Consider the following 24,187-nt stretch of genomic DNA (forward strand, 5'->3'; position numbering starts at 1 on the left):
CGGTCCTTCAGCGCAGCTTGGGGTTGAGCGCGTCGCGCAGCCAGTCGCCCAGCAGGTTTACCGACAGCACTAATGCAACGAGCGCAATGCCCGGAAAAATCGAGATCCACCACATGCCCGAAAACAGGTAGCTATTGCCGATGCGGATCAGCGTGCCCAGCGACGGCGCGGTGGGCGGCACGCCCACCCCCAGGAACGACAAGGTGGCTTCGGTGATAATGGCGATGGCCAGGTGAATGGTGGCGATCACGAGCACGGGCCCCATGACGTTGGGCAGGATGTGCCGGCGCAGGATGGTCAGCGGGCCGATGCCGATCAGCCGCGCCGCCTGCACGTATTCTTTGTTGCGCTCGACCATGGTCGAGCCGCGTACGGTGCGCGCATACTGCACCCAGCCCGAGATGCCGATGGCGAAAATCAGCACGTACAGGGCCAGTTCGTTATGCATGTCGCGCGGCAATATGCCGCGCGCCACGCCGTCGATAAGCAGCGCGATCAAGATGGCCGGGAACGACAACTGCACGTCGGCGATGCGCATGATGATGCTGTCGACGCGGCCGCCCACGTAGCCGCTGATCAGGCCCAGCGACACGCCCAGCACCATCGAGAACAGCACCGAGGCAAATCCCACCAGCAGCGACACGCGCGAGCCGTACAAAATCGCCGAAAGAATGTCGCGGCCCTGGTCGTCGGTGCCCAGCAGGAATTCGGCGCTGCCATCGGGGTTCCAGGCAGGCGGCGTGTTGGCATCCATGATGTTCAGCGATGCCAGGTCGAACGGGTTGTGCGGCGCGATGATGGGGGCGCACAGCGCGCCAACCAGGATGGCCAGCGTGACGATGGCCGAAATCACGGCGCTAGGCGAGGTTCTGAAGCTGTACCAGAGGTCGCTGTCGGCCGCGCGGGCGAACCAGGGTGCGATGCGGGCAGTCATGGTGATTCCTTTATTTGCTCTGCACGCGCAGGCGCGGGTCGACCACCACATACAGGATGTCGACAATAAGATTGATCACGACGAAGAAAAACGCGATCAGCACCAGGTACGCCGCCATCACCGGAATGTCGACGGTGCTGATGGCCTGGATGAACAGCAGCCCCATGCCTGGCCACTGGAAGACGGTTTCGGTGATGATGGCGAAGGCGATGATCGAGCCCAGCTGCAAGCCCGTAATCGTGATGACCGGCACCATGGTGTTCTTGAGCGCATGGCGGAAATTGATCAGCCGTTCGGGCAGGCCGCGGGCGCGCGCGAACTTGATGAAATCCGAACGCAGAATCTCCAGCATTTCGGCCCGCACCAGCCGCATGATCAGCGTCATCTGGAACAGCGCCAGGGTAATGGCCGGCAGGATTAGCGCGGCCAGGCCGGAACGCGTCAACAGGCCGGTGGTCCAGCCGCCGATGGCGATGACTTCGCCGCGACCGAAGCTGGGCAACCAGCGCAATTGCACGCTGAATACCAGGATCAACAAGATGCCGATCAGGAAGGTAGGCAGCGATATGCCGGCCAGCGACAGGGCCATGAAAGCCCGTGACAACGCGCCGTGGCGCCGCAGGGCCGTATAGATGCCCATGGGTATGCCGAAGGCCAGGGCCATCAGGGCCGAGACGAACGACAGTTCCAGCGTGGCCGGCAGGCGCTGCTCGATCAGGTCGCTGACCGGCTGGCGCTGGCGGTACGAAATTCCGAAATTGCCCTGCGCGGCGTCGCGCACGAAGCGCGCGTACTGCACCACGAACGGGTCGTTAAGCCCCAGGCGTTCGCGCAGTTCTGCGCGCTGGGCTTCAGTGGTGTCCTGGCCGACCATGCTGACGATAGGGTCGCCCACATAGCGGAACATGGCAAACGCGATCAGCGCGACGGTCAGCATGACCAGCACAGATTGCAGCAGGCGTTGCCCGATGAAAAAAAGCATGAATCAGCGTCCTGTTGTCTGGCCGGCCGTGAAGCCGGCAAGGCGGAAACGTCCGGCGGGCGGCCAGGTGTCTGACACCTACGGAGTCAGACACCTGCAAGCGATGGCGCCGCCCCGCGTCGGGGCGGGCACCTTAAGGCATGACGACGTTGCGCAGGTCGAGCACGTCGTCGGCGCGCTGCACGACTTGCAGCTTGTCTTTAATGCCCCACGACATGGGCTGCTGGTGCAGCGGCAGGTAGCCGTAGTCGTTGCGCACGATGTCGAAGGCTTCCTTGATCATGGCGTTGCGCTTGGCCTGGTCGGTTTCCACGCCGATCTTGTTGGTCAGTTCGTCGACCTTCGGGTTGCAGTAGCCGCCCAGGTTGAACTGGCCCGCCGCCGTCTTGCTGTCGCGGCACGCGGCCAGGTTCAGCAGCACGTTGTGCGCGTCGGTGGAGCTCGGCGTCCAACCCAGCATGTACATGCTGGTCTGGTTGCCGGCCTGCAGCAGGATCTTGCCGAAGTACTTGGACTTGGTCTGGGCGAGCAGGTTGATCTTGATGCCTACGCGCGCCAGCATGCCCGCTACCGCCTGGCAGATTTTCTCGTCGTTGACGTAGCGGTCGTTCGGGCAGTCGAGCGTGACCTCGAAGCCGTCAGGGTAGCCGGCATCGGCCAGCAGCTTCTTGGCCTTGGCCGGATCGGGCTTGTAGGGCTTGCCGAACGAGTCGTCGTAGCCGTTCACCGAGGTGGCCACCAGCGACCCGAGCGGCTTGGCGGCGCCGCGCATGATCTTCTTGTTGATGGCTTCGATGTCCACCGCCAGCACCACGGCCTCGCGCACGCGCGCGTCCTTGAACGGGTTCTTGCCCTTGATGTTCGAGAACAGCAGCTCGTCGCGGTGCTGATCCATGCCGATGAAGATGGCGCGCGCCTCGGGTTCGGTCAGCGGCTTGACGCCCGGAGCGTCTTCCAGACGCTGCCAGTCCTGCACCGGCACCGGCTGCACGATGTCCATTTCACCCGAGATCAGGGCCGCCACGCGGGTGGCTTCCTGCGAGATGGGCTGGAACACCACTTCGTCGATATTGGTCTTGATGTTCTTGTCCCAGTAGCCGTCGTAGCGCTTGAGCACGGTCTTCACGTCGGGCTGGCGCTCGACCAGCATGAACGGACCGGTGCCGTTGGCGTGCAGGTTGGCGTAGTTGCCCTGGTTGTCGCCCTTGACGTTGGTGGCTTCGGTGGTCTTGTTCTTCTCGGACCACGACTTGCTCATGATGTACAGGAAGGTCCACTCACGCGGCAGGATAGGGTTGGGCGTGGGCGTGGTGACTTCGATGGTGTAGTCGTCGATTTTCTTGACGTCGGACGCCTTGGCGCCGTAGCCCTTCATGTCGGAGCCCGGCGTCAGGCTGCGCTTCCACGAGAAGATCACGTCGTCGGCGGTGAAGGGCGAGCCGTCGTGGAACTTGACGCCCTTGCGCAGCTTGAACACCCATTTGGTGGGCTCGGTGTTTTCCCAGTTTTCGGCCAGCAGCGGCGTGAGCTTCATGTCGCCGTCATAGCCCGCCAGGGTTTCGTAGATGTTGCCCTGAAAGCCCAGTGTGAACGTCTCGTTCAGGGCCATCGGGTCCATCGAGGTGGCGTCGCCCTGGTAGGCCCAATGCAGGGTCTTGGCATGCGCGGGGCTCGCCAGCATGGCGCCGCAAACGGCGAGCGCCAGCGCCGATTTCTTGATGAATGGTGTGATACGCATAGCCCTTTTTGCTCCGTGTGATGCGCGGGATCGCGCGACAGAAGTGACAGGGCCCCCGCCCCTATTCAGATCAGGCCGGGGGCACGGCGTACTGCTTTACGACAATGCGAGGTCTTGCGGATGAAGGCGGGCGGCCGCGCGCGCAGACGCGGGCGTAGCGGTGGCGATCACTGCATAGGGCTTCGGATTCACGATAAACCTGACCTCGGTGATTCTTTTTGGCCCGGACTGACCGCGCCAATGTAGGACGAATCTTATAGAGGCATTGATTTAAGCGTCAATCGTTTTGACTTGGGGTTAGTACTTGGTTGCGGGGCGTGGAAAACACTGCCTTCCCGCGCGAATTCTCATGGCCGCGTCGGTGTCTGACACCCTGCGGGAGTCAGACACCTGGCACAAGCATGACGCGCGCGCCTGAATCCGCAGTGTGCCGGACACCTGGCACAAGCATGGTGCGGGTGCCTGAATCCGCAGTGTGCCGGACACCTGGCACAAGCATGGTGCGGGTGCCTGAATCCGCAGTGTGCCGGACACCTGGCACAGGCATGGGGCGGGCGCTTGAGTCTCCGGTGTGCCGGGCATCTGGCACACGCACGGCACAGGTGTCTGACTCCCGCAGATACCGTCTTGGCAGTCAAGCGGGTAACGCGTAATCGCTGCGATAAGGGGTGCGGTTTTTAAGCACGCCGAAGCATAAGTGAGCGAGCTTGCGCATGGCGGCGCCGAGAGCAGCCATCTTGCTCTTGCCGGCGGCCAGCAGGCGGGCATAGAGCGCCTGTATGTGGGGGTTATGGCGCACAGCCACGACCGCGGCCATGTACAGGGTGGCCCGCACCCGAGCCGGCCCGGTCTTGGACAGCCGAGGCCGGCCGTTCAGGCTGGTGCCGGACTGGCGCTGTACGGGCACCAGGCCCAGATAGGCCGCCAACGCCTGCGGCGATTCAATGCGCCGGTTATGCATGATCGACAGCAACGCGTTGCCGGTCTGTGGGCCGACCGCCGGGATGCTGGTCAGCAGGTCCCGGTCCTCTTTCAGGTCGGGATGGCGGTCGATATGGTCGTTGATCGCGCGCTCCAGACGCTTGATCTGCTCGGTCAGGAACGCCACGCTTTTGTCGATCGAGCCGGTGACCGGCTCGGGCGACTGGCCGAACTGGGCCTTCTCCTGCCGGTTGAGCTCACGCTGCAGATCCTTGGCCAGCGCCTCGTGCCGGGCCAGCAGCGCGCGCAGTTGCCGCGCGTGCAGCGGCGCCGGCTGCCAGGCCGGCGGGCACAGCGCCTGGCCATAGCGGGCCAGCACGTAGCTGTCGAGCTCATCGTTCTTGGTGCGCACCGCCAGCGCACCGGCAAAATCGCGCGCCTGCGCCGGATTGATCATCGAGACCGTGGCCCCCGCCTCATGCAACGCGGTGCCCGCCTGCTCGTGGTACGGCCCGGTCGGCTCGAGCACCACGTGCAACTGCTCGGGCTGCGCGCCTTGCTTGGCGCACCAGCCTAACAGCGCCTGAATCCCGGCCACCGTATTAGCCACCACCTTGGTCTTGCGCTTATCGCCCTCGGCGCCGACCAGCGCGCAGTTGAGCTTGGCCTTTGAGACGTCAATTCCCAGAAAAAACATCGACTTGGACTCCTAGTAAAATGGCCCCCAAGCCCACTGCGCCCACTTGCCTTGTTCATGCAGGGTCACTATGCCCTAGGCTACCGTCCAGCATCCAGTCGGCTCTCAGAGGCGCGAATCCGGGGCCTAATCTGCGTCACAAAGTCCAGGCTTTCCGTGTCAGAACAAACTCACCGGATCCGCTAGTAGCGATAGCTAATCACTACCGCGCTCAAGATACAAGGGTGTCAGACACCGATACCGCCTTTCAGGCTTCTGGCGCCGCTGCCGCGCCCGTGTCTTCGGCCAATCTGCGCGCCAGGTCGGCTACCACGCGCTTGCGGCGCTCATCGTCTTCGTGTCCCTTGCCCAGGGCCGACCATTCCGGGCGGCTGCGCGCTTCTTTCAGGGCGTCGGGCAGGCGGCCGGCGCGCCATGCCTGGTCGGCCGGCTGGTCCAGCCGCAACGGGTCGCGGGCGGCATGGCCGCGACGTTCCAGGGCATGAACCAACTGTCGCTGGCGCAACGCCAGCAGGCGCAGCACGGCGTCATCGACAGTGATTTCGCGGTATCCGCGCAGTTTGCCCAGGATGCGGCCGCCGAAGCGTTCCACGCCCTGCCACAACCCGCCGGCCGCGGCGCCGATCAGCATGCCCGTGCCCAGGCTCAGGCCGGCGCTGAACAGGTCCACCGCCGCGCCGGCCATGGCGCCCGCCGCCATGCCGGCGCCGAGCTGAATGCCCATGTCTTTCAGGGCTTGCGGGTGGAACAGGTCCATGCCCCAGCGGGTGCCCGCCAGCGGCAAATCGTCTTCGGCGTAATCGCTGCGGCGGAAGTTGTACAGCGCCAGCAGCGCATCCACGCAGGCCTGTTCGCGACGCCGCACCTGGTCGCGCAGCGTGGCGGCATGAGCCTGCAGGGCCTCGTCATCGGCGGGGCTGGCCACGCGCAGCGCAGCCACGTCGATCAGCAGGTCGGCGGCCAGTTGCCAGGCGGCCAGGCTGCGTTCGCGGCGCTGGCGCTCCAGTTCGTCGGACAGGCGGTTCAGGGTGACGGCATGGCGGTCCAGCAGTACGGCCAGCTTGGCGTACAACTGGCGTTCGCCATCCAGCGGCGGCGCCACCGTGTCGAATTCCAGCGCGGCATGCAGGCCCAGCCGGGCCATGGCGTCGCGCCATTCGGCGGCGCGGTGGGCGGGCGCGTTGACGAAGTTCAGCACCGGCAGCAGCGGGCGGCCGCAAGCCGCGAGCAGAGTCAGTTCGTCGCGATGCTTGCTCAGCACCGGATCTCGGGCGTCGATGACATACAGCGCCGCGTCGCAATCGAGCATCTTGGCCAGCACGCGCGCTTCCTGTTCGTAGCGTCGGTGCGCCTCGGGAGAATCCAGGAAGCGGCGGATGCGCGACGGCCCGTCGCGGCGCGCGCCGGGCTCATCCAGGCGTTCCAGGTACTCGAGCAGCGCGATGCTGTCTTCCATGCCGGGCGTGTCGAACCATTCAAGCACCGGCCGGCCGTCCAGCCGCAGCCGCGCGCCCTCGACGTGGCGCGTGGTGCCGGGGCTGTCGGCCACGTCGCCGAAACCGCTGTCGCGCGTCAGCGTGCGCAGCAGCGAGGTCTTGCCGGTGTTGGTATGGCCCACTACGGCGATCTTGAGCATGTCAGCGACTGTCATGATCGGTCTCCAGCCAGCGCAGCGGCTGGTCGGCATCGCTCAGGATAGCGTCGGCCGCCATGCCGGCGGCGGTCAGGCGATCGCGCCAGGCATCCAGCCGGGCCGGTCCCCCGGCCGCCGGCGCACCGAACGTTGACAGCCAGACGCGCGTCTGGCCCGCTTTGCCGGCCAAGGCGGCGATCAGGCCCAGCGTGCCGCGATCGGGCGTCTGCCGCATGTCGCAGGCGATCAGCAGGCGCCGCGCGCCGGCCTGGGCCAGGGCGTCCAGCAGGCGATTGCGCTGCTCGCGGGAATCGAGGTTGCCGGCATCCAGCACCTGCGCGGGCAAACCGGCCGGCGGCCACTGCACGTCGGCGGGTAGTTCCAACCCGGCCAGCACCGGCTGGTCGCCCAGGTCTGCCAGCCGCCCGGGGCCGACCTGGGGCTGGTGCAGCGGGTCGGCGGGGCGGTCGATGCCGGTGGACTGTACGGGCGGCAGCAGGCGGTCGCGCAGCGTGGCATAGCCGGGCAACGCGGTGTCGATGCGCAGCCGGCGCCGCGCCCGGGCGGCGCGGGCCAGGCACAGCGCTGCGGCCAGCAGGCGCGGCAGCACGCCATATATGGCTACCACGCCGATCAGCCACACCGACCATTGGGCCTGCGCCGCGGCAGGCAGCGCCTGCAGGCCGTCGCTGGCGCGCACGATGGCATCGGCCGGGGCGGCGAAGCCGAACTGGGCCGGCAGCCAGCCCAGCAGGCGTGTCAGGGCGACGAAGGTATCGGGTTGCAGCAGCGTGGTGGCCCAGACAAAACGGTAGCTGGCGGTAGACAGCATGATCAGCAGGGTGGCCAGGGCCGCGGCCAGGCCGGCCAGCCACAGCGCGTGGCTGACTGCGCCGAACACCCAGCGCAGCGCGCCGGCGCGTCCCAGCAGGTTCATCAGGGCCTGCGGCACCAGCGCCGCATCGGGGCCGCGCGCCAGTTTGCGGGTGGCCCACAGCCACAACCGCCCCAGGCCGGTGGCCGCGCCCGGCCGCAACAAGAACGAGGCCAGCCACAGCAGGAAGGTCAACGCATGCACGCCCAGCAACGCGCCTACTGCCCACAGCACATTGACCGGCCGCGTACCGTCGCCCAACGCGCCGGCCGCCGAGGCAATGCCGGCTGCCACCGCGGCCAGTAACAAGATAGCCAGGCTCAGCATGGCGCCCTGGCGCCAGCGGGCCACCAGGCTGTCCAGCCCTTCGCGCCGACCCAGCAGGCGCGCGCGCAGCAAGATGCGGTCTTCCAGGGTATCGGGCGCCAGGCGCGCCTGGCGCACGGCCTCGGCGTCTTCGAGCGGGCCCCAATGCTCTTCGCGCAGCCGGATGGCCTCGGCGAGCCAGTGTGTCTGCCAGGCCCCGGACGGCTCGGGCGCCGGCGCGGCGCCGAGGGCATGAGTGGCCATTCAGCCGGCGCGGGTCGTGGTGGAAGCGGAAGCGCCGAACCAGTCGTGCAGCTTGGCGCTGGCCTGGTGCTTGACGTCGTCGTTGATGTAGAACGCCACGGTGGCCAGTGCGGCCGTCATGACGCCCAGGTCGTCGGTATAGCCGACCAGCGGCGCCAGATCGGGAATGGCGTCCAGCGGCAGCACGAAATAGCCCAGCGCGCCGTAGATGACCCGGCGCGCCCACTTGGGCGTGCCCGGGTTCTGCACCGCGTAGTACAGCCACAGGGCTTTTTCCAGCGCCTGCCGGCCCGCCGCCGACGCATGGCGCGTTGCCTTGCGCCAGAAGCGCTGGTCGGAATAGGCCTTTTCGTAGGTGGGATTGGCGATTGGCATGGCGGGTCGGGCGCGGCGGCCCGGTCTTCATGGTCAATGGCCCATTGTAGACCGGCGCGGCGCGCCCTAGCGGCCTGCGCGCACGGCGGCCCGGTACTGGCCGGGCGTGATTCCGGCAGCCTGCACGAATGCCCGGCTGAGGTGGCTGGCGTTGCCGAATCCGCAGGCCCGCGCCACGGCGGCCAGGTCGTGGGCGGTGGACGACAGTAGCGCGCGAGCCCGCGCCAGGCGGCGGCCGAGCACCCAGGCGTGCGGGGGTTCGCCGAACGAGGCATGGAACATGCGCGCGAAATGATACGTGGACAGCGCGGCCACGCCCGCCAGCACGTCCAGCGTCAGGGGGTCGGCCAGGTGGGCCTCGATATAGTCGCGCACGCGCCGCCGTACGACGGGCGCCAGGCCGCCCAGCGGGGCGGCGCGGCCCGCCGGCCGCCCGGTGCCATGGGCCAGCAGGTGGTGCAGCACGGCCTCGGCGGCGCTGCTGGCGGCCAGGCGCGCCGCCGGTACGTTCCAGTCGGCGGCCAGCAGCGCCCGGCAGGAGTCGGCCAGAGAAGGATCCTGGATGTATGTGCGATCGCGCAGCTCCAGCTCGCGCGGCTCGCGGTCGAGCCGCACGACGGCCTCGCGCGCCAGGCGCTGCGGGGCGATGTACAGGTGCAGGAAGCGCACGTCTTCATTCATGGCCCAGCGCGAATGATGCTGGTCGGGCAGTACGCAGAACTTGCCGGCGCCGCCGCGCAGGTCGTGCAGGCCGAGCCGGAAACAGGTTTCGCCGCCCCGCAGGTAGAGCGACAGCGTGTGGTGGCCGGGGGTATCGTAGTCCATCAGCGCGCGGCCGGCGCGCTGGTCGCGGTTCCACTGGGCCACCGCCAGGCCGGTCCCAAGCGACGCGGCGCGGTCGAGATGGACGCCGGCGTCGCGCAGGGTATGGAACAGGGTGAAATCGGACGGCGCCGATGCGAGCTTGTTCATGGCTGGTTAATCGTACGCCAGCTTGCCCCGCGCGCGTGCGCGCGCCGGCCGGCCCGGCGGCAAAAAACGCAAGAACCGGCAATCGCGCCGGCGGCGGCGGGCCTAGACTGCAGTCGGGGCGGCGCCGTGCCCGCCCCGCCCCGGCGCCTGCCGCCGATTGCCCTTTTTTCTACGGCCTACATCGTGAATCTGTTCCTGTACCTGCTCACCGTGCTTATCTGGGGTTCGACCTGGATGGCCATCAAGCTGCAATTGGGGGTGGTCGCCATTCCCGTATCGATTCTCTATCGTTTCGCGCTGGCGTCGGTGGTAATGCTGGCCGGCCTGGTGGCGCTGGGCCGCCTGCAACGCCTCAGCCGCCACGGGCACTTGCTGTGCCTGGGTCAGGGCCTGTGTCTGTTCTGCCTGAATTTCCTGTGCTTCTACAGCGCCACCCAGTGGATTTCCAGCGGCCTGGTATCGGTGGTGTTTTCCGCCTCCACCCTGTGGAACGCCTTGAATGCACGCCTGTGGTTTGGCACGCGCATCGCGCCGCGCGTCATGCTGGGCGGCGCATTTGGCCTGGCCGGCCTGGTGCTGCTTTTCTGGCCCGAGGTGGCCGGCCAGCAGGCCAGCCACGAAACGATGCTGGGCCTGGGGCTGGCCTTGCTGGGCACGCTGTGTTTTTCCACCGGCAACATGCTGTCTTCGGCGCAGCAGCGTGCCGGCATCGGTCCGCTGACGGGCAATGCTTACAGCATGCTGTACGGCTCGCTCGTCCTGCTGGCGGGGTGCGTGGTCACGGGCCAGTCGTTCGATTTCGACCCTTCGCCGGTCTACGTGGGCGCCTTGCTGTACCTGGCGTTCTTCGGTTCTGTCGTGGCGTTTACCTCGTACCTGACCCTGGTCGGCCGTCTTGGGCCGGCCCGCGCGGCCTACTGCACGGTGCTGTTTCCAGTGGTGGCGCTCAGCATTTCCACCGTGGCGGAAGGGTATCGATGGACGCTGCCCGCGGTGGCGGGGTTGGCGCTGGTAATGCTGGGCAACGTGCTGGTGTTCGCACGGCGCGCGAGGTAAGCCCGGCGCAACCCGGGAAGGCGCCGCCGGCTACGGAGTGCGGAACCCCGCAGCCGGCCTGGCCGCTACCTGAACGACACGTCGATGGTGGCCGTGGCGTGAAAAGGCCCGATGCGCGGCGTGTCGCTCAGCCACTTGAGCGACGCAATGAAATCGTGCTGCACCGTCGTGCTGTTGACCACTCCCAATGGCACCGCCGTGTTCATGGCGATGGGGATCGTGGGGGTGTCGGCGTCAGACAGCACGATGCCGAAGCCGCTGTCGTTGCGGGGCAGTATCGTCGTGCCTTCCTGCAGGGGTTGCGAGGTGCTGAAGCTGCCCACCAGCGCGCGGCCGCTGCACTGGTTGCCCGAGTTCGGACCGCTCATGTTCACCTCCACGACGAACGGTATCGAACGCTGGATGGCGCCGGCGCGCGCCTGGCTCGACGGGATACGGCCGAAATCGATGGCGTTGCCGGCGTTGGCCCGCACCCGGATGTCGGGGTTGCACGAGATGAAGTGAATGCGGCCCAGGCCCGAGATCGCGGCGCGGTAGTTCGAGTTGGGGCGGTCGTTCAGCCCCCCTACGCCGTCGATCTGGAACAAGTCGTAGGTGCCCAGGCTGTTGACCTGGCCGCTGGCCGGGGGCGGCGCGCCCGTGGCGACGATGTACACGGAAAACGTCACGGTTACTTGTTGCGAGGTCGCGCAGCGCGGCGCCGACGAGTTGTTCCAGTACATCGTGCAGTTGGCGCGGGTGGCGGGCGGGCTGGTGCCCGGGCCGGCCAGTTCGTGCTGGCCCTTGATGAGCTGGTAGTTCACCGACTTCAAGGTGATGCCTACCGCGATCGCGGGGTCGATCTGACTCATCGTGTCGGCCGGGTCCCAGTAGAAATAGCTGCTTTCTCCGCCCGGGTAGTTGTGGTCGTCCACGCAGCGGAAGCTGACCGTGAAGTTCTCCGACCGCCACAGCAGCTTGCCGGGTGTGATGTCGCCCGTCGACACATAAATGTCCTCGGTCAGTGAGATGACTCGCCGCACCGATTCGGTTTGCGCGTCCTTGCACGACAGCGCCAGCGCGGCCTGCGGCAGCGACAGCAGGGCCCCCAGCACGACGAGCAGCTTGATCCAATGCTGATACATGACTAGCTTCCTTGTGGCCGCCCGTCGGGGCGGCATTGCAGATCGACGCGCCGGTAACCCGCGGCGGGCGCATCATCCTGGGTGGCGGGCAGTTGGCCCAGGTCCAGCAGGCAGCGGTCGCCGGGCGCGTCGCCCCATTGCACCGACAGCACTTCCCGCGGCTGCACGCCGCTGACGAAGATCTGGCCCTGCGGACCCGCCACGCCGCGATTGAGCCCTTCGGCGTTGAACACGTTGGCGCCCAGGGGAATCTGCTTGCCGTCAGGCCGGCTGCTGCTGATCAGCAAGCTGTCGCCGCGGCGGGTGTCGAAATCCACCTGCACGATGGCTCCGCGAGTGGGCACCACGTTGGCGCTGACCTTGCTGGCATCGATATCGCCGCCCAGGTCGTCGGTGCGCAACGCCACGCGATTGAAGCGGTAGGGGCTCATGCCCGAGACCACCGCGTAGCCGTTGTCGTCGACGCGCACGCCGGACTGGTTCTCGACGCCGATACCGGCGCCGTCGGGCGCATGCACCAGCACGGCGGTGCGTTGCAGCGGCTGGCTCAGCGTCACGCCGCCGCCGTGCGCCAGCACGCCACCGCGCAGGCCCCAGTTGAACTGGCTGTACTGTTCCGAGGACGTGACGCCGGCGCTCACGGCGGCTTTGCTGCCCTGGTAGTCCACATTGGCGGCTCCGGACGTGCCGGCTCCATCTGAATGGCCCACGTTCACGCCGTAGGCCAGACGGTTGTCGTCCAGCGCCACGCCGCTGACGCCGGTGCGGTAGCTGCTGCCCGATTCGCGCGAATGCGTGTACGACGAGTTGGAGCTGATGCGCGAGCTTTCCGGGCGGCCCAGCGGAATCGATATGTTCAGGCCCACCATGCGGTCGCTGTAGCCGTACTGGCTGCGCGTATCGCGCACGAACAGGCCATAGCTCACCGACTTCACGCGGCCGTTCAGGCCAATCTGGATGTTGCGTTCCTTGTCTTTCGAGCCCCAGTACGTCTGGTTGTTGTAGCTGGCGTACAGCGACATGTTGCCCGGCAATTGCTGGTTGACGGCCACTTCCAGGCGGTTGCGCTTGTTGTAGTAGGTGTTGCTGATGGCGTGCCGTTCGCGCGACGACGCCCAGCCCGGCGTGCCGTCGAAGGTTTCGCGCGGGTCCCAGTAGGTGGCGTCGTAATAGCCATTGCGCCAGCGGTCGCGCTCGGCGGCGGCATCGCTGAAGTCGTAGTATCCCGAAGTCGAATAGCGGTGGCCCACCAGTCGGAACTCCGTGCCCCACTCGTTGAGCGACTTGGCATACAGAAAACGGTAGCTCTGACCGGTCTTGGTGTCGCCGCTGGCCAATTTGGTGCGCGCGGCCGTCACGTCGACCGACACAGAACCGAATTCGCCCAGGCTCTGCGCCACCCCCACCGAGGCCGCCGCGTAGTGCTCGGCCAGCAGCAGGCCGCCGTACGGCGTGGTGTTGCTTTCCAGGCCGCGCGCAACGGTGCCCTGCAGAAAGACTGGGCGGTAGCTTAAGTTGCCGTTGCGTAGCTCGCCGGCATTCAGTTCGTAGCGCCACAGGCCGGGACGCAGCATGGTTTCCACGGCCGAGAACGCCTGTCGGTAGCGCTGCACCGTGCCGTCGGCCTCGATCACCGAGACTTCCAGGTCGCCGCTCAAGCGGTTGGGCACGATGTCGTTGATGAGAAACGGGCCGGGCGCCACATTGACCGCGTAGATCAGGTTGCCGTCCTGGCGGATTTCGACCCGCGCGTTGCTGGCCGCCACCCCGCGCACCACCGGCGCGTAGCTGCGCTGGCTGTAGGGCAGCATTTCGTCGTCGCTGGCCAGCTGCGCGCCGCGGAACTGCACGCTGTCGAAGACGTTGTTGCTGGTGTAGCCGTCGCCAAGCAGCACGCGGCTGCGAATGGACTGCAGATCGCGTTCCAGCCAGGTGTTCTGGTTTTGCCAGTGCGTGCCGTCGCCACGGCTTTCATGGCTGACGGTCGCGTTGTGGCGCAGGCGCCAGGCTCCCAGGTTGAGGCCGCTGTTGAACGACGCAAAGAAGTAATCTGAATTGCCGTACTGCTTCTGGTGGTTGTGCGTGCCGCTCAGGTTGTAGTTCAGGAATGCTGCGGTAATGCCCTGGTCGCGCAGCGACGGCGCGATATAGCCGCGCGGCACCGCCACCAGGTAGCGCTGCGGCACGCTCAGGTCCAGGCGCTGCTGGTTGCCGTTATAGCTGGCATGCGCATCGGGGATCGCGGCCGCCAGATCCACGCAGGCGGCCGGCGCGCCGTCGTCCTGCGCGTCGGGCAGCAACACGCCCCAGGCGGTCAGCTGCGAGCGGCTCAGGCAAGGCTCGACCCGCCCCGTCGCCGCCTTGGTGAACACGATATCTTCACGCGCGGTCTCGATGCCGTTCAGGTATACGCTGAACGGGTAGGTGCCGGGCAGAATGGCTCCGGGGCTGGCCAGGGCCGAGACGTCCGCCTCGCGTGCGCTGCCGCGCAGGAAGTCCAGGTTGAACTCCGGCTGGGCAACGGCGGGCAGGCTGCCGCACAGGGCGTACAGGGCGGCGGCCAGCGGCGCCAGCCGCGGCAAAGCAGCCCCTCGCCGCGTCGCTGCGCGGAATCGGTTCAGCAAGGTGTTCATGGTATTCGCCCCTTCGGGGCCCGTCAGTGCTGCAACGGCGCGCTCGCGACTTCCGAGATGCCGCCGTAGTCATTGATGTAGCCAAAGCGCAGTGACGCGGCGCCGCTGGCCAGGTTCAGTTGCCGAAGCGGCACGTTCAGGGTCTGCCCCGGCGCGATCATGTCGGCGTCGATATTCTTCGCGCCGCCGCCGGCATCGCGGCCCTGGATATGGGAAAACGTGATGTGCAGCGGACTGGGGTTGGTCACCTGCAGCGTCTGGCCGCTGATGCGCCACTGCAGTGCACGGGCCGCCTCGTCCAGGGTGGTCTTGAGCTGCGCCGGCCGGTAGAACAGCTTGATGCGCGTGCGGATCGCCACCTGCAGGGCATTGGAAGCTTCGGCGCTGGGCGGAATTTCCTGGATGTTGATCCAGAACAGCGATTCACGGTCGGCCGGCAGCCCCTGGCCGGCGTAGATGGTGCGCACCAGGGCCTCTTCACCCGGGGACAATCGCATCAACGGCGGCGTAATCGCCATGGGCAGGTTGTCCGGCATGGCCGTCGGATCGCCCTTGTCCAGCCACGTCTGCACCATATAAGGCAAGGTGCTGTTGTTCGAGATGGCCACGGAAGCCGAAGCCGACTTGCCGTTGTAGATCACCCGGGTGGCCTGCACGTGAATGGCCGCCTGCGCGCCGCCATGGGCCGCCAGGCCAAGCGCGATGCCAGCAGCCAGCCGCTTGAACCACGCAGCGCCGCGGCGAAGGGGATGCGAGTAGATATTCATGACAAAGCTTTTTCTTGTAAGGCCCGCCGTGCGGCGGCGCGGGGTCGCCGCGCGGCGGGCCGGGCATGCCGGCCAGATGCTGCGCTGGCCGGTGTTGCTGCCCATGGATCAGCGATACTCGATCGAGAAGGTCGAGGTGGCGTTGGCTTCGCCTGCGCCGACGGTCTGCTCGAACGACTTGTAGCGGGCCTTCAGGTTGACCGTGGCGGTGCCGTCGGCGGCGACGCTGACGATGGCCGGGTCGGTGATGTCCTGGTTCAACGGGAACACCTTGTCGTTGTTGTCCAGGATTTCGATACCCACGCCTGTGGCCACGTTGACGGCAAGCAGTTCCGGCTGGCCGGCGGGGGCCTGGCCGTCGAAGCGGATGGTGTAGTCGCCGGGAACGCAGTTTTCCAGGCCGATGGTGAAGCCCTTCGAGGCGGAAACATCGCCCACGTTCTTGAACAGCGTGGTCGGATAGGTACCGATCACGACGGTCTGGTCTTTGGTCGCGGTGGTCACGTCGCAAGTCGACTGGATGATTTCGCCTTGGAATTCAACCGTGCCGGAGGCCGCCTGCGCCGCCATCGGCAGCGCACCCGCCAGAGCCAGACCCAGGGCGGTCCGCTTCAAAATAAAAGCCATGCTCGAGTTCATAAAGAATTTCCTGAATAAATAAACAGAAGCGGGCAATGGAGGGATGGCGGTAGGCGTCGTAATATCGGCAAATATTCGTATAAATCGAAATGAGCCTTGCAAATTAATGCCCTACTTCAAATGAACAATGCCGAATCAAACCGCGCATGACAGGCTCGCGCACAGAATATCTGCGCTAAAACAAATAGCTACGTTTTTTCCCGTCAAGAAAAGTCAATTTTCATTCGTTATATTTCTTCTGACGTAGAGATTATTAAAAATGATAAATATCGATTAATAATGAATATTTATTTGGAATAAGCCATCCGTATTTCAAAACAGAAAATAATTCGAGGAGTGAAATGGTTTATCAAGAGTCTTAATGTGAGATCGCGTGAAATCACGGGCGCAAAAAAACCCCGGATGACTGCCTGGCGGCAGCCGTCCGGGGCGCGGCGAAGAACTTAGGCTAAGTCAGGCCAAACGCCGATCAGCGCTCGGCGTAGCGTTTCTCTAGTTCGTCGTACAGGGGTTTGTCGACCAGCCGTTGGCGCTCGTTGAAGGGGGCCAGCAGCGCGGGGTCTTCATCTAGCTTGCCGTCGCGCTTGAGGGTGGACAGGGCTTTCTGCATGCCCAGCACCGCGCTTGCAGCGCCGCGTTGGCATACAGCACCAGGCTGTAGCCCATGTCGCCCAGTTCCCGGGCGGTAAGCGTGGGTGTTTTGCCCCCGACCACGATATTGATCAGCAAGGGGTGTTTCAGCAACTGGGGAATCTGGCGGATTTCGTCCAGCGAGGTCATGGCTTCGACGAACAGGACGTCGGCCCCAGCTTCGGCGAATTGCCGGGCGCGCTCGATGGTTGCGTCGAAACCTTCCACCGCGCGGGCATCCGTGCGCGCGATGATCTGGAAGTCAGGGTCGGTGCGCGCGTCGGTGGCCGCGCGGATCTTGTCGAGCATTTCCGACAGCGGCGCCACGGCCTTGCCGGCGAAGTGGCCGCAGCGCTTCGGGAACACCTGGTCTTCGATCTGGACAGCGTCAGCGCCCGCGCGCTCCAGGGCGCGCACGGTGTGCCAGGCGTTGACCGCGTTGCCGAACCCCGTGTCGATGTCGACGATCAGCGGCAGCTCGGGCACCGCCTCGCGAATGCGCAGGGTGGCGTCGGCCACGTCGCGCAGCCCGATGATGCCCAGGTCTGGCACGCCGTAATGCATATTGGTGAGCCCGGCTCCGGTCAGGTATACGGCCTCGAACCCCTGGTCGGCGACCACCTTGGCGCTCATGGCATTGAATGCCCCGGCCACGATCAGGCCGTCGCGCCGGGCCACTTTTTCACGCAATACTTGCTTTGTCGATTTGCCCATCGGGGCCTCCTTCATAGAATGCGTTGATGCCGCGTCATTCGAGTCGGATCTTGGCGGCGGTAATCAGCTTGTGCCAGCGGGCGGCCTCGCTCATCAGCAATTCGCCAGCCTGTGCGGGGCCCTCGTTGATCGTCGTGACGCCGACATTCTGCAGTTTTTCGCGCAAATCGGGTTGGCGCAAGGCACCGGGCTCGATCCCGGCGATGAAGGCTGCCAACTCCTGGGTCACGCTGCGATGCTCGCGCGCCGGCTTCTTCTAAGTTTCCAGATCGTCCACCCTTGCTGGTCCTTCGCTAAGGCCTACGGGGCTGCCTGCCGGCTGCCGGTCCCGACGCATCGATGATAGGAGTGATGCATCCAGGCATCTATCGGCCGCGGATCAGATCACTTAGGAACGAAATTCAGCAGTGCCCCGACCCGGCCGCGCTACACTGCCGTCCGTTCATCCGAGAGCACCATGTCCTTCGTTCCGCCCGATATCACGACCGTTTTTGCCGCCGTTCTGGTGATCACCAGCTTTCTGACCTCGGCGCTGACGGCCGCCATGGGCCTGGGTGGAGGCGTGGCCATGCTGGCGGTGCTGAGCCTGGGCCTGCCGGTGACCAGCGTGCTGCCGGTGCATGGCGTGGTGCAAATGGGCTCGAACAGCGGGCGCGTCATCATCCAGCGCCGCCACCTGGTGACGCCGGTGCTGCTGTGGTTCGCGCTGGGCAGCCTCGCGGGCATCGCGCTGGGCGCCTCGGTGGTGATCAGCATTCCCGACGCCCTGGCCAAGGGAACGCTGGCGCTGTTCATTTTGTGGTCGGTGTATCGCAAGAAGCCCAGCGCCACGGCACAACGCCATGGCAAGACCTATTTCGTGCTGGGCGGGGCCATCTCCAGCTTCTGCACCATGCTGGTGGGCGCCACCGGCCCGCTTGTTGCCGCGCTGCTGGCCCGCACGGGCCTGATCAAGCAGCCGCTGGTGGCCACGCACGCGGCGTGCATGGTGATCCAGCACGGCATGAAGATCCTGGTTTTCGGCACGCTGGGCTTCGCCTATGCGCAGTGGGCCCCACTGATCGCGGCCATGATCGCCAGCGGCCTGGCAGGCACCTGGGTAGGCACGCGCACCCTGGACAACCTGCCCGAGGCTACCTTCCGGCTAGGCTTTAAGATCGTGATGACCGCCGTCAGCCTGCATATGCTTTGGCAGGCTTTTGCGCGTTGATGGTGCCGGTGAAAGGAATCGAACCCTCGACCTTCTCATTACAAGTGAGCTGCTCTACCAACTGAGCTACACCGGCGAATGCGCCGCCACGGCAAGGCGTGGCGGGCGGGGGACTGTATTGTAAATAAAAGCGGGCGCCTGCCCGGCCCTTACTTGACGATGGTCAGGTGCGGGCGCTTGGGTTCGTCGTCGCCGCCATCGTCAGAGGGCGTGGAGGCTTCGCCAGCGGTTTCGGCGGCGGACGGATCGACGGCGGCGTCTTCGCGACGGGGGGCTTCGTAGGGCTGGACTTCGAAACCCATGCCGGCGCCGGTTTCACGCGCGTAGATGGCGCTGACCGCTGCCACCGGCACCGACACGTTTTCGGTGACGCCGCTGAAACGGGCCTGGAATTCGATGAATTCGTTGCCCAGCACCAGCTTGTTGGTGGCCAGCGTGCCCACGTTCAGGGTGATCTGGCCGTCGCGCACATGGGCGACGGGCACCAGGGTGTGCTCGTCGACCTGCACGGTGATGTACGGCGTATAGCCGTTATCGGTGCACCATTCGTGCAGTGCGCGCAGCAGATACGGCTTGGTGGAAGTTTCACCCATATTGGACAACCCTCGCGCTTAGCGACGCATCACTTTTTCGGACGGCGTCAGGGCCTCGATGTAGGCGGGACGCGAGAAGATGCGTTCGGCGTACTTTTGCAGCGGCGCGGCGTTCTTGGGCAGTTCGATGCCGTAGTGGTCCAGGCGCCACAGCAGCGGGGCCACGGCCACGTCAAGCATCGAGAATTCGTCGCCCAGCATGTATTTGTTCTTGAGCAGCAGCGGCGCCAGTTGGGCCAGCCGGTCGCGAATGTTCTGGCGAGCGGTGGCCAGCTTCTTTTCGTCGGGTTTGGCGCTGCGGTCTTCCAGCGTGGAAACGTGGACGAACAGCTCTTTTTCGAAGTTGTACAGGAACAGGCGGGTGCGGGCGCGCATGACCGGGTCGGCCGGCATCAGTTGGGGATGCGGGAAGCGCTCGTCGATGTATTCGTTGATGATGTTCGATTCGTACAGCACCAGGTCGCGCTCGACCAGGATGGGCACCTGACCGTACGGGTTCATCACCGAGATGTCTTCGGGCTTGTTGTACAGGTCGATGTCGCGGATTTCGAAATCCATGCCTTTTTCGAACAGCACGAAGCGGCAGCGTTGCGAAAAGGGGCAGGTGGTTCCGGAATAGAGCACCATCATGGCGGTAAGTCCTTGTATGAAAAGCGAAAGGCCAGCGCTGCTAATCTAGCAAACGCTGGCCCCGATTGCCAGGGTGGGGCAGGCGTGCCGCCCTATCGGGTTGATGTTGCCGGCCGGGGCCGGCAACCTGGCGGGGCGGAAAATCAGCGCACGTGCTTCCAGAAAGAGGCATTCAGGCGCCAGGCCACGACCAGGAACAGGCCCAGGAACAGCAGCACCCACACGCCGAGTTGCTTGCGGAACAATTGGCCGGGCTCGGCCATCCAGGCCAGGAACGCCGTCAGGTCGGCCACGTCGTTATCGTAGGCCGCCGCCTTGGCCGGGTCCAGGGCCTTGAACTTGGCTTCGAGCGAGGCGTGGCCGTGGAAATCGGCGACCGGTTCGGTCTTGACGGCGGCATAGCCCTGCGGGTCGTACGTGGTGGTGACGCGTTCCCAGCTCGTGGCGCCGTCTTTGCCTTCGACCTGGTGCATGGCGACCGTGGTGAGCTCACGCGGGCCTTGCAGTTCCCACAGCACGTGCGGCATGCCGACGTTGGGGAACACCAGGTTGTTCCAGCCGGTGGCGCGCGCCGTGTCACGGTAGAACGTGCGCAGGTAGGTGTAGATGTAGTCGGCGCCCGAAGGGCCGGCGTTGATGGACTTGGCGCGGGCGATCACGGACAGGTCGGGCGGGGTGGTGCCGAACCAGCGCTTGGCGTCTTCGGGACGCATGGCCACGTGCATCAGGTCGCCCACCTTTTCGCCGGTGAACAACAGGTTTTCCTTGATTTGCTCGTCGGTCAGGCCGATGTCCTGCAGCTTGTTGTAGCGCATGGCGGACGCGCTATGGCAGTTCAGGCAGTAGTTGACGAACAGTTTGGCGCCGTTCTGCAGGGCGGCGACGTCGTTGACGCGGTTGGGGGCGGCGTCCAGGGGGTAGCCGCCCTCGGAGGCGTACGCGGCCGTACACGCAAGGGTGAACGCGACGGCGCCAATCAGCTTCTTGATCATGGTCATTCCGATATGGGTACGTGGCTCAGTGGGCATGGAACGTTACGCGGTCGGGGACCGGCTTGAACGTTCCCAGGCGGCTCCAGACGGGCATCAGGAAGAAGAAGCCCAGGTAGATCAGCGTGCCGATTTGCGACATGAGGTTGTACGCGTCGTTGGGCGGCTGCGTGCCCAGGAAGCCCAGCACCAGGAAGTTGACGATGAAGATGCCGTAGAACCACTTGTGCCACGACGGACGGTAGCGGATCGACTTGACCGGCGAGTGGTCGAGCCACGGCAGGAAGAACAGGATGACGACCGCGCCGCCCATGGCCACCACGCCCCAGAACTTGGCGTCGATGACGCGCAGCAGCACGGCGACCACGATCAGCAGGCCCGGCACCGCGATGCGCAGGAAGCCTTTCAGGTTGCTCTTGACCAGCAGCGCGATGGCGCCCAGGACGGCAGCACCGGCCAGCACCCACGTGAATTCGTTGGTGGTGGCGCGCAGCATGGAATAGAACGGCGTGAAGTACCACACCGGTGCGATGTGCGGAGGCGTCTTGAGGGGGTCGGCCGGAATGAAGTTGTTGTATTCCAGGAAGTACCCACCCATTTCCGGGCCAAAGAACACGATGGCCGCGAAAACGATCAGGAAGCCCGCCACGCCCATGATGTCGTGCACGGTGTAGAACGGGTGGAACGGAATGCCGTCTATCGGGCGGCCGTGCTTGTCTTTCGGGCCTTGCTTGATCTCGACGCCGTCGGGGTTGTTCGAGCCGACTTCGTGCAGCGCCACGATGTGGGCGGCCACCAGGCCGATCAGGACCAGCGGGATGGCGATGACGTGGAACGAGAAGAAGCGGTTCAGCGTGGCATCGGACACGACGTAGTCGCCGCGGATCCAGATGGACAGCTCGGGGCCGATGAACGGAATGGCCGAGAACAGGTTCACGATGACCTGGGCGCCCCAGTAGGACATCTGACCCCAGGGCAGCAGGTAGCCGAAGAAGGCTTCGCCCATCAGGCACAGGAAGATGGCCACGCCGAAGATCCAGACCAGCTCGCGCGGCTTGCGGTACGAGCCGTAGAACAGGCCGCGCAGCATGTGCAGGTAGACCACCACGAAGAACATCGAGGCGCCGGTGGAGTGCATGTAGCGCACCAGCCAGCCCCACGGCACTTCACGCATGATGTACTCGACCGACAGGAACGCGCGTTCGGCGTCGGGCTTGTAGTGCATGACCAGGAAGATGCCGGTAACGATCTGGATGACCAGCACCAGCAGGGCCAGGGATCCGAAGAAGTACCAGAAGTTGAAATTCTTGGGCGCGTAGTACTCGGACAGGTGCGCCTTCCAGGTAGAGGTTACCGGGAAGCGCCGGTCCAGCCAGCCCAGCAGGCCTGTTGTCTCGACGGTTTTTTCGCCAGCCATCAATGGCTCCTTCTATACGAGGCGTATTTTGCTAAGGTCGGGGAAAGGTGACGCGTTGCGCGCGTCAGGCCTTGTTGTCTTCGTCAACCCCGACGATGATGCGGGTGTCGCTCAGGTATTGGTACGGCGGGACTTCGAGGTTGTCGGGCGCGGGCTTGTTCTTGTACACGCGACCGGCCAGGTCGAAGGTGGAGCCGTGGCAGGGGCACAGGAAGCCGCCTTCCCAGGAAGACGGCAGACCGCCGCCGCCGCCGCTTTCGAAGTGCGCGGTGGGCGAGCAGCCCAGGTGCGTGCAGATACCCACGCACACGAACAGCTCGGGTTTGCGCGAGCGGTATTCGTTCTTGGCGTATTCGGGGGTGAAGCCGGGGCGGTCGGAGTTGGGGTCGGCCAGGTACGGATCCTGGCTCTTGATGCCGGCCAGTTGGTCTTGCGACCGATGAATGATCCAGACCGGCTTGCCGCGCCATTCGACGGTGCGCATCTGGCCGGGAGCCAGGTCGGCGACGTCGACTTCGACGGGGGCGCCGGCGGCGCGGGCCTTTTCAGAGGGGGCGAAAGTGCTGACAAACGGGACGGCAGTGGCCACACCGGCGACACCGCCCACCGCACAGGCGGTCGTTACCCAGAAACGGCGCGAAGGATCCGGCGGGAGGTTGGGATCAACCGCACCGTCATCGTCATGCACCAGCGTATCCTGACTCATCTTCCTATCCTTGTTGATGCGCCCGCACTACCGTAGCATCAGGCTTGCTGCATCCGTTTTGCGGAGATATGTAACAACATAGCAACCGCGTATTATAGCGCCTGCCCAGTTCGGGCGAACGACGTAGGGAGCATTCATGAGCAAAGCATCTGGTTTTCTCAAGGAATTTCGCGATTTCGCCGTTAAGGGCAACGCGATAGACCTGGCTGTTGGCGTGATCATCGGGGCCGCGTTCGGCAAGATCGTGGATTCCGTCGTGAAAGACCTCATCATGCCACTTGTGAATTACATCCTCGGGGGCTCGGTGGATTTCTCCAACAAGTTCCTGGTGCTGTCGGCGCCCGACGGCTACGCCGGCCCCATGACCTACGCTGACCTGACCAAGGCGGGCGCGATCGTGCTGGCGTGGGGCAATTTCCTGACTATTCTTATCAACTTTATCTTGCTGGCCCTGGTGGTGTTCATCATCGTCAAGGCCATCAATGCGGCGCGCCGCAAAGAAGAGGAAGCGCCGGCCGAGCCCGCCGCCCCGCCCGAAGACGTGGTGGTGCTGCGCGAAATCCGCGACCTGCTCAAGAAATAGCGCGCCGCGCGCGGTGCCGGGCCTACACCGGGTTGTCGATGTCGACGAACTCGACCCGTATGCCGAACTGCTGCGCCACGGCCTGGCCCAGCGCCTGCACGCCGTAGCGTTCGGTGGCGTGGTGCCCGGCGCCGATGAAGCCGGTGCCGGTTTCGCGGGCCAGGTGCACGGTGGGTTCGGACGCTTCGCCGGTAATGTAGGCGTCGGCGCCCGCCTGCACGGCGTCGGCCAGCATGCCCTGCGCCGCGCCGGTACACCAGGCCACTCGTGCCAACGGGCGGCCCGGCTCGCCCACGACCAGCGGCGCGCGCCCCAGGCGCTGCCGCACGCGCTCGGCCAATGCGTCGAGGGTATCCAGGCCCGGGGCCGTGCCCAGCCAGATCAGGTTGTCGGGGCCGCAGGTCAGGGGCGCGCCGGTCGCGTCGAATTCGGGTTCCAGGCCCAGCACGCGCGCCAGCTGGGCGTTGTTGCCCCATTGCGGGTGGGCGTCCAGCGGCAAGTGATAGGCGAACAGGTTCAGGTCGTGCGCCAGCGTCACGGCAAGGCGGGTGCGGCGCGGGCCGCGCACGCGCGGGTCTTCGTTTTTCCAGAACCAGCCGTGGTGCACCAGCACGGCGTCGGCGCCGCGTTCGATGGCCGCGCGCAGCAGCGCCTCGGATGCGGTGACGCCGGTGATAATGTGGCCTACACGCGGCTTGCCCTCTACTTGCAGGCCGTTGGGACAGTAATCTTTGAATCGCGGCGCTTGCAGCGTGGCGTCCAGCCAGGCCGCCAGTTCGCGGGTGTCGATCGTTTTCATT

Annotated in this window: 22 protein-coding genes, 1 tRNA gene and 1 pseudogene; 3 read left to right on the forward strand and 21 right to left on the reverse strand. The window is 65.4% G+C overall.

Going from position 1 to position 24,187, the window contains the following annotated elements:
- Positions 1 to 7: 7 nt before the first annotated feature.
- The 8 genes from BPET_RS00505 to BPET_RS00540 form a co-directional block, all read right to left on the reverse strand.
- Positions 8 to 934, reverse strand: coding sequence for an ABC transporter permease (locus BPET_RS00505; RefSeq protein WP_012247131.1), 927 nt, complete (start codon positions 932 to 934; stop codon positions 8 to 10).
- Positions 935 to 944: 10 nt separating this feature from the next.
- On the reverse strand, positions 945 to 1,916 hold the full coding sequence (locus BPET_RS00510; RefSeq protein WP_012247132.1) for an ABC transporter permease: 972 nt from the start codon (positions 1,914 to 1,916) through the stop codon (positions 945 to 947).
- A 133-nt stretch (positions 1,917 to 2,049) separates the two neighbouring features.
- Positions 2,050 to 3,654: an ABC transporter substrate-binding protein gene (locus BPET_RS00515; protein WP_012247133.1), complete on the reverse strand. Its 1,605-nt coding sequence runs from the start codon at positions 3,652 to 3,654 to the stop codon at positions 2,050 to 2,052.
- A gap of 634 nt (positions 3,655 to 4,288) precedes the next feature.
- Complete coding sequence (locus BPET_RS00520; RefSeq protein ID WP_012247065.1) at positions 4,289 to 5,272, reverse strand: IS110 family RNA-guided transposase; 984 nt, start codon at positions 5,270 to 5,272, stop codon at positions 4,289 to 4,291.
- Between the two features lie 247 nt (positions 5,273 to 5,519).
- Positions 5,520 to 6,923, reverse strand: coding sequence for a GTPase/DUF3482 domain-containing protein (locus BPET_RS00525; RefSeq protein WP_012247134.1), 1,404 nt, complete (start codon positions 6,921 to 6,923; stop codon positions 5,520 to 5,522).
- On the reverse strand, positions 6,910 to 8,349 hold the full coding sequence (locus BPET_RS00530; RefSeq protein WP_012247135.1) for a DUF2868 domain-containing protein: 1,440 nt from the start codon (positions 8,347 to 8,349) through the stop codon (positions 6,910 to 6,912). The genes BPET_RS00525 and BPET_RS00530 overlap by 14 nt, the downstream gene beginning before the upstream one ends.
- Positions 8,350 to 8,724, reverse strand: coding sequence for a YkvA family protein (locus tag BPET_RS00535; protein WP_012247136.1), 375 nt, complete (start codon positions 8,722 to 8,724; stop codon positions 8,350 to 8,352). It abuts the gene before it with no gap.
- Positions 8,725 to 8,790: 66 nt separating this feature from the next.
- On the reverse strand, positions 8,791 to 9,696 hold the full coding sequence (locus tag BPET_RS00540) for an AraC family transcriptional regulator (RefSeq protein WP_012247137.1): 906 nt from the start codon (positions 9,694 to 9,696) through the stop codon (positions 8,791 to 8,793).
- A gap of 183 nt (positions 9,697 to 9,879) precedes the next feature.
- Between BPET_RS00540 and BPET_RS00545 the strand changes: the two genes are divergently transcribed.
- Positions 9,880 to 10,752, forward strand: a complete 873-nt coding sequence (locus BPET_RS00545; protein WP_012247138.1) for a DMT family transporter — start codon at positions 9,880 to 9,882, stop codon at positions 10,750 to 10,752.
- A gap of 65 nt (positions 10,753 to 10,817) precedes the next feature.
- On the opposite strand, the gene BPET_RS00550 is transcribed toward BPET_RS00545, so the two are convergent.
- The 6 genes and pseudogenes from BPET_RS00550 to BPET_RS00575 form a co-directional block, all read right to left on the reverse strand.
- Positions 10,818 to 11,876 carry a fimbrial protein gene (locus tag BPET_RS00550; RefSeq protein ID WP_012247139.1) on the reverse strand — a complete coding sequence of 353 codons (1,059 nt, stop codon included), beginning with the start codon at positions 11,874 to 11,876 and terminating at the stop codon, positions 10,818 to 10,820.
- A gap of 2 nt (positions 11,877 to 11,878) precedes the next feature.
- Positions 11,879 to 14,509 (reverse strand): fimbria/pilus outer membrane usher protein, encoded by a 2,631-nt coding sequence (locus tag BPET_RS00555; RefSeq protein ID WP_012247140.1) that lies wholly within the window; start codon positions 14,507 to 14,509, stop codon positions 11,879 to 11,881.
- Between the two features lie 23 nt (positions 14,510 to 14,532).
- Entirely contained in the window at positions 14,533 to 15,276 is a 744-nt protein-coding gene (locus BPET_RS00560) for a fimbrial biogenesis chaperone (protein ID WP_012247141.1), read from the reverse strand.
- A 108-nt stretch (positions 15,277 to 15,384) separates the two neighbouring features.
- A complete protein-coding gene (locus tag BPET_RS00565; protein WP_151208923.1) occupies positions 15,385 to 15,903 on the reverse strand; it encodes a fimbrial protein in 519 nt (172 codons plus the stop codon).
- 481 nt (positions 15,904 to 16,384) lie between these two features.
- Positions 16,385 to 17,259 (reverse strand): annotated as a pseudogene (locus tag BPET_RS00570) (isocitrate lyase/PEP mutase family protein).
- A 34-nt stretch (positions 17,260 to 17,293) separates the two neighbouring features.
- On the reverse strand, positions 17,294 to 17,488 hold the full coding sequence (locus BPET_RS00575) for a hypothetical protein (protein WP_012247144.1): 195 nt from the start codon (positions 17,486 to 17,488) through the stop codon (positions 17,294 to 17,296).
- A gap of 228 nt (positions 17,489 to 17,716) precedes the next feature.
- Here BPET_RS00575 and BPET_RS00580 point away from each other — a divergent pair, with 228 nt between their 5' ends.
- Positions 17,717 to 18,469 (forward strand): sulfite exporter TauE/SafE family protein, encoded by a 753-nt coding sequence (locus BPET_RS00580; protein WP_012247145.1) that lies wholly within the window; start codon positions 17,717 to 17,719, stop codon positions 18,467 to 18,469.
- On the opposite strand, the gene BPET_RS00585 is transcribed toward BPET_RS00580, so the two are convergent.
- From BPET_RS00585 to petA, 6 genes are all read right to left on the reverse strand, one after another.
- Positions 18,470 to 18,545 (reverse strand) — tRNA-Thr (locus tag BPET_RS00585).
- Positions 18,546 to 18,618: 73 nt separating this feature from the next.
- A complete protein-coding gene (locus BPET_RS00590; RefSeq protein WP_012247146.1) occupies positions 18,619 to 19,062 on the reverse strand; it encodes a ClpXP protease specificity-enhancing factor in 444 nt (147 codons plus the stop codon).
- An 18-nt stretch (positions 19,063 to 19,080) separates the two neighbouring features.
- Positions 19,081 to 19,692, reverse strand: a complete 612-nt coding sequence (locus BPET_RS00595) for a glutathione S-transferase N-terminal domain-containing protein (protein WP_012247147.1) — start codon at positions 19,690 to 19,692, stop codon at positions 19,081 to 19,083.
- A gap of 143 nt (positions 19,693 to 19,835) precedes the next feature.
- Positions 19,836 to 20,690: a cytochrome c1 gene (locus tag BPET_RS00600; RefSeq protein WP_012247148.1), complete on the reverse strand. Its 855-nt coding sequence runs from the start codon at positions 20,688 to 20,690 to the stop codon at positions 19,836 to 19,838.
- Positions 20,691 to 20,709: 19 nt separating this feature from the next.
- The gene (locus tag BPET_RS00605) at positions 20,710 to 22,098 is read right to left on the reverse strand and encodes a cytochrome b (RefSeq protein ID WP_012247149.1); all 1,389 of its coding nucleotides are present in this window, start codon (positions 22,096 to 22,098) and stop codon (positions 20,710 to 20,712) included.
- 64 nt (positions 22,099 to 22,162) lie between these two features.
- Positions 22,163 to 22,804 carry a ubiquinol-cytochrome c reductase iron-sulfur subunit gene (petA, locus tag BPET_RS00610; protein ID WP_012247150.1) on the reverse strand — a complete coding sequence of 214 codons (642 nt, stop codon included), beginning with the start codon at positions 22,802 to 22,804 and terminating at the stop codon, positions 22,163 to 22,165.
- Positions 22,805 to 22,940: 136 nt separating this feature from the next.
- Here petA and mscL point away from each other — a divergent pair, with 136 nt between their 5' ends.
- On the forward strand, positions 22,941 to 23,387 hold the full coding sequence (mscL, locus tag BPET_RS00615; RefSeq protein ID WP_012247151.1) for a large conductance mechanosensitive channel protein MscL: 447 nt from the start codon (positions 22,941 to 22,943) through the stop codon (positions 23,385 to 23,387).
- 22 nt (positions 23,388 to 23,409) lie between these two features.
- Here the strand turns inward: mscL and BPET_RS00620 are convergent, their stop codons facing one another.
- Complete coding sequence (locus BPET_RS00620; protein ID WP_012247152.1) at positions 23,410 to 24,186, reverse strand: Nif3-like dinuclear metal center hexameric protein; 777 nt, start codon at positions 24,184 to 24,186, stop codon at positions 23,410 to 23,412.
- Position 24,187: the final 1 nt, after the last annotated feature.

Origin of the sequence: Bordetella petrii, assembly GCF_000067205.1 — a bacterium.
GTDB lineage: Bacteria > Pseudomonadota > Gammaproteobacteria > Burkholderiales > Burkholderiaceae_B > Bordetella_A > Bordetella_A petrii.

Coding starts and splice junctions, on each gene's coding strand:
- BPET_RS00550 (WP_012247139.1), bottom strand. CDS start 11,876: ATGTATCAGCATTGGATCAAGCTGCTCGTCGTGCTGGGGGCCCTGCTG.
- BPET_RS00525 (WP_012247134.1), bottom strand. CDS start 6,923: ATGACAGTCGCTGACATGCTCAAGATCGCCGTAGTGGGCCATACCAAC.
- BPET_RS00565 (WP_151208923.1), bottom strand. CDS start 15,903: ATGGCTTTTATTTTGAAGCGGACCGCCCTGGGTCTGGCTCTGGCGGGT.
- petA (WP_012247150.1), bottom strand. CDS start 22,804: ATGAGTCAGGATACGCTGGTGCATGACGATGACGGTGCGGTTGATCCC.
- BPET_RS00505 (WP_012247131.1), bottom strand. CDS start 934: ATGACTGCCCGCATCGCACCCTGGTTCGCCCGCGCGGCCGACAGCGAC.
- BPET_RS00595 (WP_012247147.1), bottom strand. CDS start 19,692: ATGATGGTGCTCTATTCCGGAACCACCTGCCCCTTTTCGCAACGCTGC.
- BPET_RS00535 (WP_012247136.1), bottom strand. CDS start 8,724: ATGCCAATCGCCAATCCCACCTACGAAAAGGCCTATTCCGACCAGCGC.
- BPET_RS00620 (WP_012247152.1), bottom strand. CDS start 24,186: ATGAAAACGATCGACACCCGCGAACTGGCGGCCTGGCTGGACGCCACG.
- BPET_RS00605 (WP_012247149.1), bottom strand. CDS start 22,098: ATGGCTGGCGAAAAAACCGTCGAGACAACAGGCCTGCTGGGCTGGCTG.
- BPET_RS00555 (WP_012247140.1), bottom strand. CDS start 14,509: ATGAACACCTTGCTGAACCGATTCCGCGCAGCGACGCGGCGAGGGGCT.
- BPET_RS00600 (WP_012247148.1), bottom strand. CDS start 20,690: ATGACCATGATCAAGAAGCTGATTGGCGCCGTCGCGTTCACCCTTGCG.
- BPET_RS00590 (WP_012247146.1), bottom strand. CDS start 19,062: ATGGGTGAAACTTCCACCAAGCCGTATCTGCTGCGCGCACTGCACGAA.
- BPET_RS00530 (WP_012247135.1), bottom strand. CDS start 8,349: ATGGCCACTCATGCCCTCGGCGCCGCGCCGGCGCCCGAGCCGTCCGGG.
- BPET_RS00515 (WP_012247133.1), bottom strand. CDS start 3,654: ATGCGTATCACACCATTCATCAAGAAATCGGCGCTGGCGCTCGCCGTT.
- BPET_RS00540 (WP_012247137.1), bottom strand. CDS start 9,696: ATGAACAAGCTCGCATCGGCGCCGTCCGATTTCACCCTGTTCCATACC.
- mscL (WP_012247151.1), top strand. CDS start 22,941: ATGAGCAAAGCATCTGGTTTTCTCAAGGAATTTCGCGATTTCGCCGTT.
- BPET_RS00520 (WP_012247065.1), bottom strand. CDS start 5,272: ATGTTTTTTCTGGGAATTGACGTCTCAAAGGCCAAGCTCAACTGCGCG.
- BPET_RS00510 (WP_012247132.1), bottom strand. CDS start 1,916: ATGCTTTTTTTCATCGGGCAACGCCTGCTGCAATCTGTGCTGGTCATG.
- BPET_RS00580 (WP_012247145.1), top strand. CDS start 17,717: ATGTCCTTCGTTCCGCCCGATATCACGACCGTTTTTGCCGCCGTTCTG.
- BPET_RS00560 (WP_012247141.1), bottom strand. CDS start 15,276: ATGAATATCTACTCGCATCCCCTTCGCCGCGGCGCTGCGTGGTTCAAG.